At 57.4% G+C, this 17,905-nt stretch carries 15 protein-coding genes and 2 pseudogenes; 12 read left to right on the top strand and 5 right to left on the bottom strand.

Going from position 1 to position 17,905, the window contains the following annotated elements; translation table 11 throughout:
* Positions 1-51 precede the first annotated feature (51 nt).
* Genes ACRYA2_RS17620 through ACRYA2_RS17610 form a run of 3 tightly spaced genes read left to right on the top strand, consistent with a single transcriptional unit; the run spans position 52 to position 7,224 of the window.
* The gene (locus ACRYA2_RS17620; RefSeq protein ID WP_433631026.1) at positions 52-3,360 is read left to right on the top strand and encodes a VirB4 family type IV secretion system protein; all 3,309 of its coding nucleotides are present in this window, start codon (positions 52-54) and stop codon (positions 3,358-3,360) included.
* 2 nt (positions 3,361-3,362) lie between these two features.
* On the top strand, positions 3,363-4,427 hold the full coding sequence (locus ACRYA2_RS17615; protein ID WP_433631023.1) for a DUF8128 domain-containing protein: 1,065 nt from the start codon (positions 3,363-3,365) through the stop codon (positions 4,425-4,427).
* A 34-nt stretch (positions 4,428-4,461) separates the two neighbouring features.
* Complete coding sequence (locus ACRYA2_RS17610; RefSeq protein ID WP_433631021.1) at positions 4,462-7,224, top strand: type IV secretory system conjugative DNA transfer family protein; 2,763 nt, start codon at positions 4,462-4,464, stop codon at positions 7,222-7,224.
* An 8-nt stretch (positions 7,225-7,232) separates the two neighbouring features.
* Here the strand turns inward: ACRYA2_RS17610 and ACRYA2_RS17605 are convergent, their stop codons facing one another.
* Positions 7,233-7,694 (bottom strand): hypothetical protein, encoded by a 462-nt coding sequence (locus tag ACRYA2_RS17605; RefSeq protein WP_433631019.1) that lies wholly within the window; start codon positions 7,692-7,694, stop codon positions 7,233-7,235.
* A 1,936-nt stretch (positions 7,695-9,630) separates the two neighbouring features.
* On the opposite strand from ACRYA2_RS17605, the gene ACRYA2_RS17600 reads away from it, so the two are divergent.
* From ACRYA2_RS17600 to ACRYA2_RS17575, 6 genes are all read left to right on the top strand, one after another.
* Entirely contained in the window at positions 9,631-10,113 is a 483-nt protein-coding gene (locus tag ACRYA2_RS17600) for a DUF7344 domain-containing protein (RefSeq protein WP_433631016.1), read from the top strand.
* 74 nt (positions 10,114-10,187) lie between these two features.
* Positions 10,188-10,559 carry a HalOD1 output domain-containing protein gene (locus ACRYA2_RS17595; protein ID WP_433631013.1) on the top strand — a complete coding sequence of 124 codons (372 nt, stop codon included), beginning with the start codon at positions 10,188-10,190 and terminating at the stop codon, positions 10,557-10,559.
* Positions 10,560-11,161: 602 nt separating this feature from the next.
* A complete protein-coding gene (locus ACRYA2_RS17590; protein ID WP_433631010.1) occupies positions 11,162-11,461 on the top strand; it encodes a hypothetical protein in 300 nt (99 codons plus the stop codon).
* 368 nt (positions 11,462-11,829) lie between these two features.
* Positions 11,830-12,162: a HalOD1 output domain-containing protein gene (locus ACRYA2_RS17585; protein ID WP_433631008.1), complete on the top strand. Its 333-nt coding sequence runs from the start codon at positions 11,830-11,832 to the stop codon at positions 12,160-12,162.
* A 371-nt stretch (positions 12,163-12,533) separates the two neighbouring features.
* Complete coding sequence (locus tag ACRYA2_RS17580; protein ID WP_433631286.1) at positions 12,534-12,716, top strand: amphi-Trp domain-containing protein; 183 nt, start codon at positions 12,534-12,536, stop codon at positions 12,714-12,716.
* 148 nt (positions 12,717-12,864) lie between these two features.
* Positions 12,865-13,758 carry a mechanosensitive ion channel family protein gene (locus ACRYA2_RS17575; RefSeq protein ID WP_433631005.1) on the top strand — a complete coding sequence of 298 codons (894 nt, stop codon included), beginning with the start codon at positions 12,865-12,867 and terminating at the stop codon, positions 13,756-13,758.
* A 276-nt stretch (positions 13,759-14,034) separates the two neighbouring features.
* Here the strand turns inward: ACRYA2_RS17575 and ACRYA2_RS17570 are convergent, their stop codons facing one another.
* Together ACRYA2_RS17570 and ACRYA2_RS17565 are read right to left on the bottom strand one after the other, a co-directional pair.
* A complete protein-coding gene (locus ACRYA2_RS17570) occupies positions 14,035-14,613 on the bottom strand; it encodes a SprT-like domain-containing protein (protein WP_433631002.1) in 579 nt (192 codons plus the stop codon).
* A 49-nt stretch (positions 14,614-14,662) separates the two neighbouring features.
* Positions 14,663-14,803 (bottom strand): annotated as a pseudogene (locus tag ACRYA2_RS17565) (helix-turn-helix domain-containing protein); the annotation flags it as partial.
* On the opposite strand from ACRYA2_RS17565, the pseudogene ACRYA2_RS17560 reads away from it, so the two are divergent.
* From ACRYA2_RS17560 to tbsP, 3 genes and pseudogenes are all read left to right on the top strand, one after another.
* Positions 14,802-15,134, top strand: a pseudogene (locus ACRYA2_RS17560) (ferritin-like domain-containing protein); the annotation flags it as partial. The pseudogenes ACRYA2_RS17565 and ACRYA2_RS17560 overlap by 2 nt on opposite strands.
* Positions 15,135-15,271: 137 nt before the next feature.
* Positions 15,272-15,724 carry a ferritin-like domain-containing protein gene (locus ACRYA2_RS17555; protein WP_113278206.1) on the top strand — a complete coding sequence of 151 codons (453 nt, stop codon included), beginning with the start codon at positions 15,272-15,274 and terminating at the stop codon, positions 15,722-15,724.
* A 474-nt stretch (positions 15,725-16,198) separates the two neighbouring features.
* Positions 16,199-17,008 (top strand): transcriptional regulator TbsP, encoded by an 810-nt coding sequence (gene tbsP, locus ACRYA2_RS17550; protein ID WP_433630999.1) that lies wholly within the window; start codon positions 16,199-16,201, stop codon positions 17,006-17,008.
* A 431-nt stretch (positions 17,009-17,439) separates the two neighbouring features.
* Here tbsP and ACRYA2_RS17545 read toward each other — a convergent pair whose 3' ends face one another.
* Together ACRYA2_RS17545 and ACRYA2_RS17540 are read right to left on the bottom strand one after the other, a co-directional pair.
* On the bottom strand, positions 17,440-17,610 hold the full coding sequence (locus ACRYA2_RS17545; protein WP_433630996.1) for a hypothetical protein: 171 nt from the start codon (positions 17,608-17,610) through the stop codon (positions 17,440-17,442).
* Between the two features lie 19 nt (positions 17,611-17,629).
* Entirely contained in the window at positions 17,630-17,836 is a 207-nt protein-coding gene (locus tag ACRYA2_RS17540; RefSeq protein ID WP_433630993.1) for a DUF8118 domain-containing protein, read from the bottom strand.
* Between the last annotated feature and the right edge of the window lie 69 nt (positions 17,837-17,905).

Raw genomic sequence — 17,905 nt, 5'->3', positions numbered from 1 at the left:
CGCCGACTACTCCGTGCAAGGCCGGAGACGGGGCCTCGGAGGTCCCCATCTATGACAGACGACGATCAGGACCCGACACAACTCGTCCCACCCCACGTTGATAGCGGTTGGCAGATCAAGGGCTTCGACGCGAGCAGCCTCGCCTTTGGCATCCCCGGCGTGCTTGTTGCACTCGTCGGCTTTGCCCTCCTTATCGGCTTTCAGCTTGTCGTACCTGCACTCGTGCTTATCGGCGTCGGTGCACTGCTCATTCCCGTCGGCATCGTCTTTGCCGCTCAGGTTGGCAAGTATTCGAGCAGTATCGATCAACTCAAAGGCCCGCTCACATTCCTGCTACGAGGCCGTGACGAAGGCCACGAGGAGGCAACGGCCATTCACGGCGTAAAGCGAATTCACGAGGATGGCACGGCCGAGATGCAGGACGGCCGGATCGCGACCATTGCACGGATCAAGGGCCGGAATACAGACCTGCAGGAGACTGAGGAGAGTCGGCCGATGATTGGTCGACTCCGGCAGGCGTTCGACGATCGCGTTGATTTTGATTTCCAACTCTACAGCACGACCGCGCCGTTCGACCCTGAGGAATTGACCGAGAAGTATCGCGAGCAGTGGCTTGCGGATACGTATGCGTCTGAGGAGTGGAAGCCGGCGCGTGCCCTCCTGAAGAATATCATTGACTGGGAGGAGCAGATGAGCAAGGAGGCGTGGCAGGCGCGTGAGTGGCAGCATTACGTTGTCGTGCAGGTCGACCCCGACGACGTTGACCTGCCGGACGTCGCGACGACCGATGAGGACACCGGTCGGTCCGTGGGCGACTGGATTGACTGGTTGCTTGAACTCTGGCTTGGAGTTGACCGCTCTAGCAGCGACGACGAGCAGGGCGAGCATTGGCAGGCCCGTCGGAGTCGCATGCAGCGCAAAGCATCGCGACGACGGCGACACCTCCGAGAAGCGTTCAGCAAAATCTCCGGAGTAGAGACCCGGAACGTCGAAGCGACCGAGCACGCCCTGTTGCTCACTCGCTTCTGGGCCGGCACAGAACACGAGATTGACCCCGCGCACGTCACCGAGGACGTGAACGCCTCGGTGTGGCCCCACCACAACGCGACCGAGAGCCACCAGCCCGAAGCCGTCAAAGCTGACGAGACGGCCAAGCCGACAGCGGTCGCCGACGTTGAGCAGGTCGAGGCAGTCGCGGATGGCGGCACGCAGGCCGAGACAACGACGACCGCGACGAACACCGCCCACAACGACCCTGCCGACGCGCACGCCGACCAGGACGACGCCGCGAACGCAGGCCTATTCGCACAGATTCGCGAGGGACTGTTCAACCCCGGTAGCAGCGGCGGCAGTGACGACGAGACAGAGGGGAGTCTCACGCAACCGAATCGGATTCAGGATCTGCTCGCGCCCGAGCAGTACAAGGAACCCGAGGATCTCGTCGTTGCTGGCGATCAGTATTGTCGGACGTTCTGGATAGGTGCGTGGCCGACCGAACCCAAGGAGAAGTTCCTACAGGACCTCTACACCCTGCGCGGCGTCGACGTCGACGTGTCGTTGCGGATGCAGTCACTTGATCGCGACTACGCGATTGACGAAGTGAAACACGAAATCGGGAGCATTGACGCGAACATCAACGAGCGCAAGCAGGATGCAAACGACCTGGAGGCGCTGTTGATGGAAGACGAGATCGATCCCTACGTCCAGATGCTCAAGCTGCTCCGTCACTCGAACGCCCAGCCGTGGAAGCTGAGCGGCTACGTGACAGTGCGGGCGGGGACTCGTCGCGCCCTCGAGGAAGCTGAAGACCTGGTTGAGGAAGACTTGGTGCAGGAAGACCAGTTGACGATGGACATCGCGAAGCGTCGAGCACTGGAGTCGGCCTGCGAGAAGGTGACCACCGTGCTGGAGTCGTCGCCCGCAAATCTCACGCTGCTGTCGCCGTCGAAGCGCCAGGGCCAGCTGTTCGAGAGCGCGTCTCCCAACGGACGTAACGCCTACGCCGAAGCATCGCACCGCCAACGGCGCGCGCTCACGCTGTCGGGGACGATCGCAGCGGCGTTCCCCCCGACGTCGAAGTATATTCGCCAGGATGACGGCATGGAGCACGGCCGCAGCACGACGAATGGCAGCGTCGTCACCGCAGACCCGTTCGACCCCGGTCCCGGCCACAAGCTCACCGGCGGCGACTCAGGGTCGGGGAAGACGACGGGCGCGCTCAAACAAGCGATTCGCTGGAAGCTTGCTGACCCCGAGCGGACGCTCATCTTCTGTGATACGGTCGGGGACTTCGGCCCGATCACCGACCTTCTCAATGGCGCCCACATCACGCTCGACGGCGATACCACGATCAACCCACTTCACATGGAGGAGACACCTGAGGAGGCGCTCGAAGCGGGCGTCAAGCCGTTCGAGATGAAGTTCCGGCAGGTCACCGGCCTCGTGCTCGACATCATTGCAGGGAGTTCAACCGATATTCGCGAGCGGTTCAAACCACTCGTCAAAGACGCCGTTCGCGAGACACTGAAAGACGCCGGCATCAAGCCCGGACACCCCGACACGCACAAGCCTGAGCGAAGTCCGACGATGGCAGATTTCCGCGAGACGGTCAAGGACATGGGCAACAACCCCGACGAGTACGTCGAGACCGAGAAAGAGAAGATGCAGATCGAGGACAACGCGGGGCCGCTCCTTCGCCGGATCAAGGGCTTCAGTGAAGACGGGGAGTATGCATCGCTCACCGGCGAATCAGACGCTCGCATCCAGCCGGGAAGCATTACGTATCTCGACTTGCAGCAGATCGAGGGCCTCGGGTCGGCCGCCGACGAGAGCACGATGCTGAATCTGATGCTCGGTCAGGTGTACGAGGCGGTGAAGCGAGCGCCGGACAAGACGATGTTCGTGATCGACGAGGCGCACTACCTCCTGGAGTCAAAGGAAATGCTGCAGTGGTTGCAGCAGGCCGCCCGCCACTGGCGACACTACAACGCTGGCCTCTGGTTCCTCTCGCAGCATCCCAACGACTTCGTCGAGGACGAAGACGAGGACAAGCGCAAATACAAGGAAGCAATCAGAGGCCAAGTCAACACGGTCGAACTCTACGCGACTGAAGACCTCTCCGACGAGGCTGCCGAAGAGTACGGCTTGAACGACCGCCAAGCCCACTACCTTCGGGATAAGGCGACGGCCGGCCAGGACGGCCTGGGCTACACGGATTGTCTCGTCAATTATACCGAGATCCAGGGCTGGATGCGCGTCGAAGTACGGTTGTCGCCGCTAGAGCAGACGATTTACACGCATAATCCAGACGAGGATGGACCGTTCGATGACTATCTCGCCGACGAGTGGGGTGAGTTCTGACAATGGGACTCCTCGGTGACTCCTCGGCGGATTTTCAGGCCGCACAAATCAACGAACAGCACTTCCAGGATGCCAGCGAGACGCCCGGTACCCTGTTGCGGATCACACCGTACAAGCAGAACGAAGGCATCCAGAGCGGGGCCAGGCTCCTGCAGGCGATCCACGACGTGACCACGGAACGCAAGCGGCTGTTCTCGACGAAGAACGTCAGCGATCACCATTCGTTCGAGCTCTGGTTTGACGAGGGTCGCGTGAAGTTCTTCATGCACGCCGCTACCGACGATGCCGCCGACAAGTACACGACCCGCGTCGAGAACGCCTACGATAATTCAGACGTGCATGAGGTGGACGATGGTGACGGTTTCCCGCCGGTCGGTGCCGACGACTACGTGGCTGCAGCGGAACTCGACATCGAGCGTCATCACTTCTATCCGATTCGCCACCACGACGGCGAGGGCTTCGAGCACGACCCCTACTCGGAAATCACGAGCGAGATGCAGTCAACCGAAGAAACACGCGTGGTCGTGCAGGCCGTGTTTCGGCCTGAACCGAAGGATTGGGCGGAGGACGACGGCAGCAGCATGATCGGTAGCGGCGTCAGTGTCGATGACGTCGCGCAGAGTCTTCGCGACGACGAAGTTGAAGGCTGGTTCGACCCCTATACCACCGAAGCGAGCAAGAAGGACAAGGATGCCGCCAAGATCGTTGAACAACAGCGCGGGAAGTATGCGTTCAACACGAACCTCCGCATCATCGCAATCTCGCCCGACGAGTATGAGGCGGAATCGCGGTGCGAGGGCGTCGCTGGCATGTTCACGCGCTACTATAATTCGAAGACAGAGCAGGGGTTCGAAGCGAACCCTGTCGGTGAAGGCCGCCTTTCGAGCGTGATCGAGTCGGCCCAGCAGCGCGAGTGGACCGACCACGAGATGATTTTGACGATTGACGAGCTTGCTGGCGCGGCCCACATTCCGAATGACGAGATCAACGTGGCGAATATCGATTGGAAGAACACCCAGCGCGGCAGTCGCGTGCCGGCCGACTCTCTCCAATCAGACAAAGACTAGCGCAGCAACTACCCCACGCACTTCCCTCTCATCCATGTCACTCTTCGGCTTTGGCGACGACAACGACGCACAGACCGACGAAACGAGCAGCGACCAAGAGGACGAAAACGAGGACGTCCCCGACGAACTCCAGTCAATCACGGGCGAACGCTACCAGATCGACCCGCAAGACCATATCCGCGAGGGCGGGACTTACGTCGGAACGAAAACGCCGAGCGAGAGTCCTGAAAGCGAGTACGATATTGTCGCGAGCGACCGGATTCGCCGCGACTTAGAAGACGCCTATGACGACCCACATTCGCCGCTGTGGACGGGCTACGACGTTTCGGCCCAGCAGGGCTTCGCGGTCCCTGGTATCCCGTTCGAAGACCTGTTTCAGCATCTCTGGTTAGTTGGCACCACAGGCGCAGGGAAGACAACGCAACTACTGAATCAGATGGTGCAGCTCGCCTATGGAGGGCATGGCTTCGTCTATTTCGATCCCAAGGCGGAGGATTCACGCGAACTGTTGCGGATGCTGCCTGAGCACCGCTTAGACGACGTGGTATGGATTGAGCCGGGGAGCGACGAGTTCGAGAAATCCGTCGCGATCAACTTCCTGGACGTCCCCGAGTGTGACAGTGAGGCGGAGCGCGAGCGCGCAATAGAGGACCGCTTAGAGGTGTTGAAGGCGATTTTCGATAACGACGAGTATTGGGGGATCAACATGGCCTCAATTACAGAGTCGATGGGGCGAGCGATGCTCAAACACAACGCCGAGGCCGACGACCCCGAAGACTACTACTCGATTATCGATTTCTACTTTGTCCTGCTGTTGGAGCAGCGCCGCGAAGCATTCGCCGAGGAAGTGGACGACCCATTCGTGGCAGAGTTCGTGAGCGAAATTGCCGACATGGACGATGACGACGTGCGCCCGCTACTCAAACGCATCAAGTCCTGGGTTGAGAACGGGATCATCCGCCGGATCGCCGCCTGCCGCGAGTCCACAATCGACTTTCAGAAGATCATCGACGACAACAAGATCGTCATCGTTCGGACGCCCGTCTCGAACGACGACATCAAGCAGATGATTTCACTCGGGACGATGCGCCCGATCTGGACGGCAGTCCAGAACAAGTCGTTCGATGGCGAGCGAGAGCCGTTCTTCGCGATCTTCGACGAGGCCGACAAGGTACTCAACGAGAATCTGGACGTCGCAGACATGCTCGCCCGCGCTCGCTCGATGAAACTGAGCGTGACCTTAGCGTGCCAGTATCCGACTCAGCTCGCAGAAGCGGGCGTGCTGAAAGCAGTCCAAAATAACTGCAACAACCTCCAGGCGTTCCGCGTCAACGACGACGATGACGCCCGACCGTTGATGAAACGGTTCCGGGGCTACGAGGTAGAAGACCTGCTTGAGACGGAGAACTACCACATCTGGACGCGGGTGCCCCTAGAAGGCGGCGGCCGGAGCGACCCATTGAAGCTCAGTACGTTCCCACCGTATCCGCCGCTTCGGTCGGAGGAGGAAGCAGACGAGGTAATCCGCGAGAGCTTAGATCGCTACGGCCGTACGCCGTTGACAGACGAGGAGATACGCCGGAATCTCCACTTCGGCGAGTTCGAGGAGGCGTTTGACACAGGTGTCGGTGACGACCTCGATCTGTCCGACGACGACCAGCGCAACCAGGCACTCAAAGCCGTCTACGACGAGACGATTCGCCACGGCGACCCTGGTGGATGGATTGAAGTCGCGGAGTGTGTCGACCGTTTGAATCGGTATCTGCCGGGCGACGACGTGACCGACGCCGGGAAAGCATGGCGGAAGGTCCTGCAAGAGGTCCCCGATCCCTACATTGACCGGCGGGAAGTAGACGACGAGATGCAGGTAAAGCCACTGGATACGGGCTTCTTGAACCTCGGTGACAGCGAGAACGACGGGAAAGCGGAACACTGGGCACCGATGGCTGACGCCTACGTGCCGATGACGCAACTCGAGTTCATTTTCGAGATCCCCGAACAGACCGGCGACGCGATGCCGGATGGATTGGCGCGGTTGGACGACGTGCTCGACATCAATCGCGGCGACGCCCCAGACGCAGTAGCCGACGCGGTGAACGCCTATCGCGAGGACCATCCGCTTCTAGATCGCCTTGCAGGGACGAGTGACGCCTACATTGAGAGCGAGCACACGACCGGGAGTACCCAGCCCTCCCAGACGGTCAAGAACCTCGCACAGGCCCACAACGCGGGGCATCGGTGTCTGTTCTTCGCCCGTGAAGACGTGGCCGAGAGCGTGTATGAGACGGTAGCAGACGCGCCGTTCTGTTGCCGGAGCAGTCACCCCGACGATGACGAGCGACGGTTCTACACCGGAACGACAACGCTCACGATTGACGGCGAAACGATCACGCGGCCCGGCGACCGTGAGAACGTTTGGGTCTACGACGAGCAGACCGGCAAGTACGAGCTTCGAGACGGGGATGGAGCGGTCCACGCGCGGTTTAATTCGGCGGCGGACATCTTCACCGACACGAGCGCCTACCCGAGTGGTGGCGACCGGAATGTGAAACCGCCGATCATCCCCGAATACGAGATGGACGGCGATCTGGATGAGGTCGAGTGGGACGTGATTGTAGTGCCGCCGGAGACAGAGACACCGATGGATATGCGCCTGTACGAGGGCGACAAACAGACGCCGCTGACAGACCTACCGACTAACGATGAGAGTGAAGTAACCGAAGAAGAGACGGTAGATATGCCACGAGAAGATGAAGAACAGCGTGAGAAAAACAAAGTTGAGTTTAGCCGCTTTTAGGCTCGATTCTAACTTTCTTGATGTGCTAACTCCTCGACGACATCGGCCATCCGATTGAACTCCTCCCGGAGCTCATTGAGTTTATCCACCTCGGCACGAAGCTCCTCCACCTCCTGCTGGAGGGACGCAATCTGCTCCTGTTGTTGGTTAATCTGCTGTTCAAAACTCTCGACAGATTCCACAGTGGTAGTGCTGTCTGCAATCTCCTCAGCGACATCCGTCCCAGAGTCAGTAAGATGATAGCTATTAGCGATCTCACCATTCTCAAGTCGCTCTGTTCCCTCCTGGCCGATGAGCTCCCAGTCCTCGAGCACCGAGAGATGATACTGAATACTCCCCTCTGGCACATCCCCATAGGCACGAAGTTCACTGGTGTTGGCAGCTCCGCCGTGGTAGCGAAGTCCATCCAACAAGGTCCGACGATGACCCCGAACTTCATCTACGTCTTCTAGTTTTCCTGGTGTTTCCATATGCGGATAAACGCGGATAATGCTAATAATTCTAATGGCGTTTAGGATCATAAACGCGAATAGAACACGACCGCCGACAACTATAGCTGGGTAACAAGGTGAATTGCGTGCCTGGGGGTGAAGGTGTCCTGGCGAGATGTATACTGGAAATGATGGTGTGTGCTGGTGGTGGAGTGAGCCGGAGCGACTGTAGTGTGAAGGAGTAGGATGCGAGTAGAGTGAGGGAGGTGAGTGAGCGTGAGCGAGAGGACGACGTGATGATGTGAGTGGGGGGCACCCAGATGGTGGCGAGACGTATGGCATCCACGCTGTGCGTGACGACAGAGCGGCACCCGACTGCTTAGTAAACGATATGAAATATAGTGTGGGAGCGACGGGGGGACAGTCAGAGTATAGTGGGCGAAGATGACAGTCAATATTATGAGAGAAGCTGAGGATGGCGGCAGTAGAAGCGTATCAATAATGGACCGTGTGGTGAGTGACGGCTCACAGGAGGAGCGCAGCGAGAGATGAAGCAACCCGAGTTGAGACATGGGACAGCCACGACAAGCACAAGAGAACATCTCTGAAGGATGTCATAGTGGTGTGGGACAGTCATAGTGAGCGTAGCGGAGCAGTGAACCAGGGAGGACCAAGTGCCACTAGTCATCCCAAAGCGGAGATGAGAAGCGGACAGATGACGGCGACAGCCTGACAGTCACCACACGCATCCACAGGAGAGACAGAGGACGACCCCGGCAGGAGAATCACCGGACAGGAGAATCTAGTCTGCGAATCCATCAATACGAGATCCACCGATATACTGTCCCTAGAGTACCGATATGAGATGATGAGCGGGTACCGAGATACGTAGGAGCGTACAAGCCTGGAAAGGGACAGCAAATGGAACCCACATACAGTGGCAGAAAACGAAGACCGGAGCGAACAAGCACCCTCCTAACTCCGACGAGACAGTCCACGTGAGACAACCAGCCAGTAGCATGGGACAGCCAGCCAGGAGAGTCTCAGCAAGCCAGACCGTGACAACCAGGCTGAGGGCAAGGGTGCCGGCCGACGAGCACAATCAGGGTGCCAGCAGTCACGCGACAAACCTAGGTGCCGACACCAACGCGAGATCTGGGTGCCACGTGTAACGCGACAGACTGGGGTGCCAGCCAGGCGCACAGCGCCAGCGATCTAGGTGGGAGTGACCAGCGACGGGCCGACTCTCCAGCCATGGCCGACTGTTCACCGGGCGAAGACCCGAACTCACTGATCTCGAGCAACATCACCACGGCGAACTATCCGCTGGTCCACGGCACGACTGCCAGTACTAGCAGTCCCAGACTGTCATCCCAGCACGTCCCAAGGGGACTGTCAGCCGGAACAGACCAAAACGTGCGGAAGAGGCGAAAAGGCTGCTGAATACGGGCATATTACTCCGGAAATCTGGTGTCCGTCCCACGCGAACCAGGCGACTGTCAGCCAGACTAACGCAGGCCGACTGTCATCCGAAGCGTTGGCGGCCGACTGTCCACCACGGCGACACCCGAGGCGTCCACAGCGAGACGACTAGCGACTGTCAACCCCGAGTCCGAGCAGAGGTCTGACTGTCTCCCAGAGCGTCACCGAAGAATGACGCCACACTACTCCACGACCATCACGGAGGGAGACTGTTCAGCACGGCCGGCTGTCCCACCGCTCGCTGTGCAGCCGTGGTCGGCGCTATCGGGAGCAGAGTGACATGGCTGGACGGCTGAAATGTGGCTTAGCGATCGCTCGAATGGTTGGTTGATGAAAGGAGACACCTCAGCGATCGTCCGTCGTATCTCTTTATTATCGCAAGAAGTACTTCAACCAACAACGAACACCAACGAGTCTACAAACCGCCCAGAGAGACGACAACGACACTGAGCTGGACCGAATGTTTAAGCAGCTCGCTTCCCACCATGGAGCTATGGCAAGGGATGAGCACGACGACAGCGGACCAGAGGCCAGCCCCGATCACGCTGTCGGTGAAACCGCTGCCGAGCGCGATCTCGATATGGAGATTCCCGAGGAGGTCCTCGCGCTCCAGCCGGTGTACGAGGCGATTGCGCATCCCCGTCGGCGCTACCTTGTCTATACTCTCTCGGAAGACACCGAGTGGACGCTCGACGAGCTCGCGACAAAACTCGCGGCCTGGGTGACCGACACCCCCGAGGCGGAGATCGCCACGCTCACTCACGACGAGATGTACGTCTCGCTCTATCACGCCCACGTGCCGAAACTGGTCGAGTTGGACGTGATCGAATTCGATGCCGACACCGAGACGATTACACCTGGCGAAAATGCGGCGCAAGTCCTGGCAGTGTTAGAAGGCGCTGGTGGGAGTCTCGACTCCCGCCAGGAGACACACGCACGCCACGAGTTTGACAGTGACGACATCGACAACCACTAGCTTGCTACCAATGCAGTCCGACAACTGTCTTGACGATGGAGGCACGGGGAATAATCGCTTACAGGAGCAGACAAATGCCCTCAAGTAACGACCACACCGACGATGGCGCCAAGCTTGCACAGGACGGCGACACCACCGAGTGGACATTTGTGGAACAAGCCCACTACGCACGCGACAGCGATCGCGATCTCACCACTGCAATCGTGTTCGCGGTTGCGGCCGCTGAAGACAGAGATCCGACCACGCTCACGGATCCACCGCTCTACGAGTGCGTGGATGTCGCGGCGATCGAAGATGCGTTCTTCGGCCCTGCGGTCACCGGGAACAAGCGCGATGGTGAGGGCACTGTCTCGTTCCGATATCACCAGTACCGAGTTGAGGTCACCGACGACGGCTGGATAACTGTCCGTGAACCCGCCGGTGATGACCACCAGTCCACTGACTAACTGTCCACGCTCTTCAGATCGTTCTGTCTGAAGTATGGCGTGTAGTAGGTGAGTGTCGGTGAGGGCAGGACTCTCTGAACGATCGCCGTGACTGTGTTGTGACCGTGTAGAGAGAGCATCACTAAAAAGAATGCAGAGCGCGGACTATAAAGCGAAACGGGACGATCGACAGTGGTAGCAGCCGTCAGTCGTCGGTAGTGTCGACCAGCACCTCCGTAAGCACTCATCAGGGCGCTGGGGCGAGAGATCACCACCGATTCTGACGCATTTGCATGCCCGCACGGGTAGGCGACGAGCGTCGATGGTCCTCGGCCGACCATCGTCACAATACTTCACCGGCTTCAGTACAGCTGGTACTCGAAAATGCAGGTATCGCAAGGAGACGTCGCGAGGATCGTCCGTCGTATCTATCCGTTATCGCGAGAGCCACTTAAAGGCGGACGGGAAGATGTCAGAACTTCCCTTCAGTAGTCAACACCGCTGGCAGTCGCCGACCATTTTATACTACTAGTGGATAGCTTATAATAATCGAAAGAAGGATAGCAATAGAGAACCTTACGTTCTATACAATCATGAGACAATAATTAGAAAAACAGGTAACAGTGCTGAACGAGACCCAGCCACCACGGTATGGGCTCCTCTGCAGCTATCACGAAAATGTCCAGCGGGCGCTCGAAGAGTGCTCATGCAACTATCCCACGACAAAGCGACTCGTCGAGTTCGTTGACGATCCAGCGATCACGCCCCAGATGCTCGGCAATATCTTATCGTTGCTTGTCGATCTCGACGTGATCGGCGTCCACAGCCAGCGCAACAATAGTAACCGCTACGACCTCACTCAGTATGATCCAGCTCGCATGGACGAGCTTGCGGAGCTATTAGCTGCAAATCCAGAGCCGTGACGTCCCTCGCAGCAGGGCCGCCAGTGGCTCAGAACAAATCTCATGTATAACACCTAATTGCTCCATGTTGGCTACGCGCAATCGCTGACAGTGAGTTCAGTAAGCGCCTGCTTTTCATGCAGACGATGAAGATCGCCCAGCAGAACGGCTACGGCGTGTGGAGCGCGAATCAGACGGCGTAGTCGACGTGAAAATAAAGACTCTGTTGAAACCCTCAGGTTGTGATAGGCGTGGCGTGCTGAATGAGAGCACTGATTCAGTAGATCAATAATCATAGACGAGCGATTTAACGACTGTTAGGGGTGGATGAGCCGGGGTGGCGTGATAAAACGATACATTGAAACTTATTGCTCGGCTATTCTTTGTCGATGGAACACCCCCAGCTGTCTTTACAGTGTGAGTGTACGCCTATAGCGGATACTCAATACGATCTAGCCGGGGCAGGTTCGCCCACTCACGCTGTCGTTCGGGCTATCGCCGCCGCCTCGGACACAAACCCAACATCCCTCCCCCCGCTAAACGAGTACATTGACCCGGAGGCTCTTGACCGAATGTTTGACGAGGCAAGTGAGAATGACGGGCCGTCGGGGCGGATTTTCAGTTTTACAGTGAACGGCTGGAACGTGTTCGTTCGTGACGATGGTCGAATTCGCATCTGCGATCCAACAGAAACGGCCAACACTTCGCCGATTTTCGATTGAGCGTTCACCATATTACCATCCATTATAGGAGACGTGATTTCCCGAGAGACCGAAGTCGATGCCGCCCAGTGCCGACTATGCGCCCGCTATTCAGCACGGCCTCGCCAAATTATCACTGTTTAAGTACTTCAAGAGAGCAAAGATGGAAGGCCGAACACGTCAACGGCCGTCAGTCGTCAGCCGTGTCGGCGAGCAACGCAGGCAGCCACTCATCAGGGTGTGCCAGCGAGCAATCGCCGGCTCTGATCAACAACTCAATTACCCGACTCTGTTGGGCACAGCCACTATGTGGAAATTCACGAAAGCTTCGTTTGATGGCCGAGAAAACGATTCACGAAGACAAGGTATCGCGTGAGGAAGTTGCGGACTGACTGCAGGCGCTTGCTCATCAGCTTCGTGATGGTGATAACGCCGATGTAGATGTAGGAAACAAAACTATTACGCTGTCACCTCGTGACACCATTGGCTATGAAATCGGCATCCGGGAATCGTCATCAGTACTCCGGGGTAGCCGTGAATCAGTCACAATTAAACTCGACTGGAAACCAAAGTAAGCTATCCAGTACGAGCTTTCTTTGGTATCCTACTGTCACTGATACCAGACATTTCTATTTGAATCGCATTACTGCGTAGAATATTAACCAGCAGATAGAAGGCTATAAGAGATTGTACTATGGTAATAAAATGGTTATAGAATCACTAATGAGTGTACTTCCAGCAACACCACTCCAGGCAAGTAACGTCTTCAATACAGCATCACTTATCAATAATTACGCTATTCCAGCGGCGTTGTTCGTCGTCTCACTGATAGTTGTGTATCTACTTGGACAGATGGTTCTTCTGCCCGTTGTTAGTCGAGTACTTGAACGGCAGGGGCATGACCCAGCCGTCCAGAGCTTAGCGAAAAATGTGACCGGAGCACTCGTCTGGGTGCTTGCAATCGCGGTCGCGTTCACAGTGGCTGGGTTTGGCAGTGTAATCGCTGCATTCAGCGTGTTTGCAGGCGCGATTGTGCTTGCAATCGGGTTTGCTGCCCAAGAGTTGCTTGGTAACTTCGTGGCAGGTATCTTCATTCTCAAGGACAAGCCGTTCACGATTGGCGATTGGATCGAATGGAGTGACGGTGAGGGTCGCGTCGAAGAGATTGACCTTCGTGTCACGCGAGTCCGGACGTTCGATAACGAGCGGATCACGGTCCCAAACGGCGACTTGGCCAATAATGCAGTGAAGAACCCAGTCGCATATGAGAAACTCCGGCAAAAATTCGTCTTCGGGATCGGCTACGATGACGATATCGACCACGCCAAGGAAGTCATTCTTGACGAAGCACGCCAGCATGACGAAATTCTGGCTGATCCAGCGCCAGATATTCGCGTAACGGAACTCGCCGACTCATATGTTGGCCTGCAAACCCGGTTCTGGATCGACAATCCTGCTCGCTCTAACTTCACGCGAATTCGCTCTGAGTTAGTGCAGGCGGTCAAAGAGCGTCTCGACGCCGAAGCGATCGATATGCCGTATCCCCACCGCACCCTCGAAGGATCGCTCGATCTCACCGAGACACAGCGACCAAGCGAGCAAGCCATCTCCGAGTAACACGGACGGGATGGCAGCTGGCGCTCACAGAAAATGAAGACGGCATGACCGAAATGAAGATGGAGTGCCGAACCCGTCAGCAGCCGTCAGTCGTCGGCAGTGTCGGCCAGGAAGGCCGTGAGCCACTCGTCGGTCGTGGGGGCAAGCGGTCGCCGGGTTCGATCAGCACCGATTCTGACGCGATGTCATGCCCGCACGGATGGACTACCAGCGTCGAGGGACCCCGAACGGCCGTCGCCGTGACCACCGTTTTGCAGTACGGACAGCGGTCGGCAGTCATTGGCCGGGACTCGCTTCGACGTGGAGGTTCCCACCGCAGTCACCACATCGGTAGTCCTCGGGATTGCGGACCGTCTTCGAGCGACGATACCGCCCGATACGCTGGTCGCAATCCACGCAGACCAGCCACCAGTTGGGCGAGGTAAATCGCTCGCAGTGCTGGGCGATATCGAGGCAGTCGGTCCAGCGGGCAAATGTCTCACCGTGATCCGCCTCGTCAAACCGCCAGTACTGCCACGCGTGGACGAGTTCATGCCGGACAGTCTTACTGTATTGCTCCCAGCCGAATTCTTTACATGCATCCCAGGTGAGCCAGATCGTGACCGACTCAGTTTCGGGATTGTATTCAGTCACACCGGCCTGTCGCTGGGGCCGCTCGGAAACCTCCCAATCGATCGACTCGACAGGGAATTCGGGGAAGTGTTTAGCCGCGACGTCGGTCGCGTGCGTTCGTGCCCGGTCGAATAAGGCCGCCTGCGTTTTCGGCACGCTATCGGAGGCGTCTCGGTCGTCGGTCGTCTCGTTGATGCTGTCGGTGAGCGTGCGCTGGTCGGTGACTTCGGAGACCAACCCCACTACGCAGAAGCGTGAATGCAACTACAATGGCGTCCGTGTGAACAGCCACCTATGGATTCGTGTATGAGTTGCCGAGACGAGTGATGATATTGTCCTCCGCAGTTCGTAGCCGGTACTGGACAGTTGATCGGGGAACGTCCAGTATTTCACTCAAATTCTCGACTGTCACCTGCCGTGGTCGTTCGTACGACATCCGCGACTTCGCAGACCGTGCGTCTTGCCCGGACGCTGATCTGCCGGACGATCCGACGCCGAAGAACATCTTCGAAGTGCTGCTCGAGGCCGAGCGCTGTGCGATCCGAACGTGGACCGAAGTCTGCGATATGACGCAAGGCAAAGATCCACGCACGTACGATATGGCCCAACGCGTTCTGAACGAGGAGATCGACCACGAGGCGTGGTTCATCGAACTTCTCAGCAAGGAGCGCGACGACGAGATCAACCCTGCCGGCCACTTCATTCGTGGCGAGCCCGGTGACGCGCCATACTCGACCAACAACCGGTTTAACGACTCGGCGTAACGCAACACCCTCTCAGTTTTTCTTCCTGTGAGGTACTCTTCTTAGCTGCGTTGGCGTCTCATTACCGATTCAGTGATCAGCCAGTTGCTGGCTGTGTTGCCATAACTGTAACATAGGCTGACAACGTGGTTGGAGATATGACGAACGAGGAAGTGACTCAACTCCTGCGGAAGGCGTATGGTGACGAAATCGAGACGGTGATGAACTATCTCAGTAATTCGGTTGTTCTTGACGGTGTGACCGCTGAAGAAGTTAAAGAGAATCTTGCTGCCGACACTCAGGAAGAACTCGGCCACGCTGAAATGATCGGCCAACGGCTCAAACAACTCGACGAACGCCCGCCTGCTTCCTACGACTTTGAAGCACGCCAAGAAAGCCTCCAGCCACCCGAAGACAGTACTGACGTGCTTTCGGTTATCAACGGTGTTCTCGACGCTGAGGAGGACGCTATTGAGACGTATCGGTCGCTGGTGACTGCAGCTGAAGATGCTGATGATCCCGTTACTGAAGATCTGGCGGTCACCATTCTCAGCGACGAAGAAGCCCATCGTACGGAGTTCCGCGGCTTCAAGCGCGAATACGAGGAGTAACCGAAAGGACGACCGTCTACATCAGCGTTTTTCTCCGGTGACTCTGACGTAGCTGGAATCGTTTTCACCAGATCAGCCCCTGTAGGACTCTCAGCAGACAAGGGTCCGGGACTAGCAGTAATAGCATGAGCCGTAGCAACTGGCATTCAGATGCATCATGCTGTCAGAGGAAATCGGATCCGCTATTTATTAGGATAGTATAGCATACTACCCATCGGTTCCTGTGGGATCGCTTTACGCCCCTTGAAAGTGTGGAGAAGAGAATATTGTGGACCAATGCTAGGAAGGGCTTTTTCCGTATGGTGAGCCACCGAGGCTCGTTCTGAACTACTGTGGAGAAGTCCGAACACAGTCTCTCAAGAGATTAATAACTACTCTCAGCTGGGTTACGTGGCTTCGGATGCTATTTTATTCGGTGATTGCGGTTGGTAATGGGTCTAGAACAAAGGAATCGTGGGTCGTCGTAGAACGGGTATGTCAACAGAAGCTGTGAGCCTTGATACGAACTTCGACGAAACACTCAAATCGTTGTTCGGCGATGCCGATACAGTGCTTGTGGTGAATCCCTCGCTAGAAGTATTTCGAACAGCGATGGAGACGGCATTCGAGTTCGACGAGGAGTTGCCGACGCTGCAAGTGCTTGCAACTCCGGATGTGCTTAAAACGGCGGTCGGGGATTTCATTCTGGCCAGCCAAGTGGCGGACTTGATCGACCAAGACACATTGTCGCTGCGGACGACAACTGATATCGCGCGGAGTTCGCTGTTCGTCAGTGACGAGCAGATGATGACAGTCGTGCCAGTCGACGAGGGACTGAGTGGCTTGACGTCGACGGACGAGAAGTTCGTCGAGACGGTGCAATCAGCGTTTGACGACGACTGGGATGAGGGTGAGGAATTTAGCCTGCGAACGCCACCACTGTCTCGTGTTCGAGACACGCTCAGTGAGGTGTTTGACGAAGAGGTCGAAGACGACTTTATGACGATGCTGGAGGCGATGGCGACTGTTCCTGGTGAGGATGACGAGCTGGATGAGGTAACGATTGCATTGCTGGTGGGTGCGAACAACGAACTACTCCTCTACGATATCAGTCGCTGGGGTGAGGATGTTGGGCTGGCGAGTAAAGCAACGTTCTCACGGACCAAGACTCGTATTGAAGATCGGGGGCTGATCGGCACGGAGAAAGTCCCGATCGAGGTTGGGCGGCCACGGCTTCGACTACTGTTAGAGCCGGACGATCTGGAGGATGTTGATGCGCTGGCAGAGCAAGCGACTGCAGCATAGCTCTCAGCAGCGCCAGCTGCTCCGTTTGTAGCTATTGAGTATGAATAGTCAGTTGGAGCGCTCCGTTTTCACATCGATCATACGGGGTCGTGTGTGACTGCAGTATGTCTACGCAGGGCATCGCCACGGTAATTTGTGGGTTATCGACGTCAGTTGCCACGTTGTCTGTGGATGGAAGGAGGTGGCGATGCGGTGAGCGCAGGCAGATGGGTAGGTAGTTATACTCCCGCATCTGCATCTGCACGGCCATGCCAATGTGAGTCACCAGGCATCGACAGGACCGCCTGATGCAATTCATCCAAGACAGAGGGAGGTATTAGACTCCTAGCGTCGTTTCGTTTCGGGAACGGTTTCAACAGTTGTCGCCAGCCTGGAGAGCAATTACGTGCTGTGACCTGCCGCCGCTCAGTGCGCTTACTCACGGCTGCTTGTTAGTAGTCAATACTAACGTCACCGACAACGTGCACTCGTGCTTGGTCGAGCAGGGCCGCCTGCGTTTCCGGCACGCTATCGGCGGCGTTGCAGTCGTCGGGCGTCTCGGCGATGCTGTCGGTGAGCGTACGCTGTTCGGCGACTTCCGGAAGCGTCTGTTGGCGAGTCATAAAACAGGAAGAGAGGCGGTTAGCAGCAGGCGTCGAGCGCGCGTTTGTCAGTGGTTTCAGTCCCGCAGTGCTCGCAGCGCCAATAGCGGTGATCGAAATGGCCGTGTTTGTCGTGGCCGACGTGCGGGCCAATGACGCGTGTCCTAGCATCGTCGTCGCTCTCATCGTCGTCAGCGGGGAAGGCGTCAAGCGACCCGTCGGCGACCGCGCCTTCGACGGCGGCCATGTGCTTGTAGTGAGCATGGCGGTGCACGTAATGGGGGCAGGCGCACGCCATTCAGACGCCGGTCACGCC

This window comes from Halomicrococcus pelagicus (genome assembly GCF_050954125.1).
Note: the sequence above shows the minus strand (reverse complement) of the source record. Positions and strands in the feature narration are given on the sequence as shown.

Excerpts from the sequence above, each read along its gene's own strand:
- ACRYA2_RS17610 (WP_433631021.1), top strand. The coding sequence starts at position 4,462 with ATGTCACTCTTCGGCTTTGGCGACGACAACGACGCACAGACCGACGAA.
- ACRYA2_RS17575 (WP_433631005.1), top strand. The coding sequence starts at position 12,865 with ATGAGTGTACTTCCAGCAACACCACTCCAGGCAAGTAACGTCTTCAAT.
- ACRYA2_RS17615 (WP_433631023.1), top strand. The coding sequence starts at position 3,363 with ATGGGACTCCTCGGTGACTCCTCGGCGGATTTTCAGGCCGCACAAATC.
- ACRYA2_RS17595 (WP_433631013.1), top strand. The coding sequence starts at position 10,188 with ATGCCCTCAAGTAACGACCACACCGACGATGGCGCCAAGCTTGCACAG.
- ACRYA2_RS17605 (WP_433631019.1), bottom strand. The coding sequence starts at position 7,694 with ATGGAAACACCAGGAAAACTAGAAGACGTAGATGAAGTTCGGGGTCAT.
- ACRYA2_RS17620 (WP_433631026.1), top strand. The coding sequence starts at position 52 with ATGACAGACGACGATCAGGACCCGACACAACTCGTCCCACCCCACGTT.
- ACRYA2_RS17555 (WP_113278206.1), top strand. The coding sequence starts at position 15,272 with ATGACGAACGAGGAAGTGACTCAACTCCTGCGGAAGGCGTATGGTGAC.
- ACRYA2_RS17585 (WP_433631008.1), top strand. The coding sequence starts at position 11,830 with ATGGAACACCCCCAGCTGTCTTTACAGTGTGAGTGTACGCCTATAGCG.
- ACRYA2_RS17545 (WP_433630996.1), bottom strand. The coding sequence starts at position 17,610 with ATGACTCGCCAACAGACGCTTCCGGAAGTCGCCGAACAGCGTACGCTC.
- ACRYA2_RS17540 (WP_433630993.1), bottom strand. The coding sequence starts at position 17,836 with ATGGCCGCCGTCGAAGGCGCGGTCGCCGACGGGTCGCTTGACGCCTTC.
- tbsP (WP_433630999.1), top strand. The coding sequence starts at position 16,199 with ATGTCAACAGAAGCTGTGAGCCTTGATACGAACTTCGACGAAACACTC.
- ACRYA2_RS17600 (WP_433631016.1), top strand. The coding sequence starts at position 9,631 with ATGGCAAGGGATGAGCACGACGACAGCGGACCAGAGGCCAGCCCCGAT.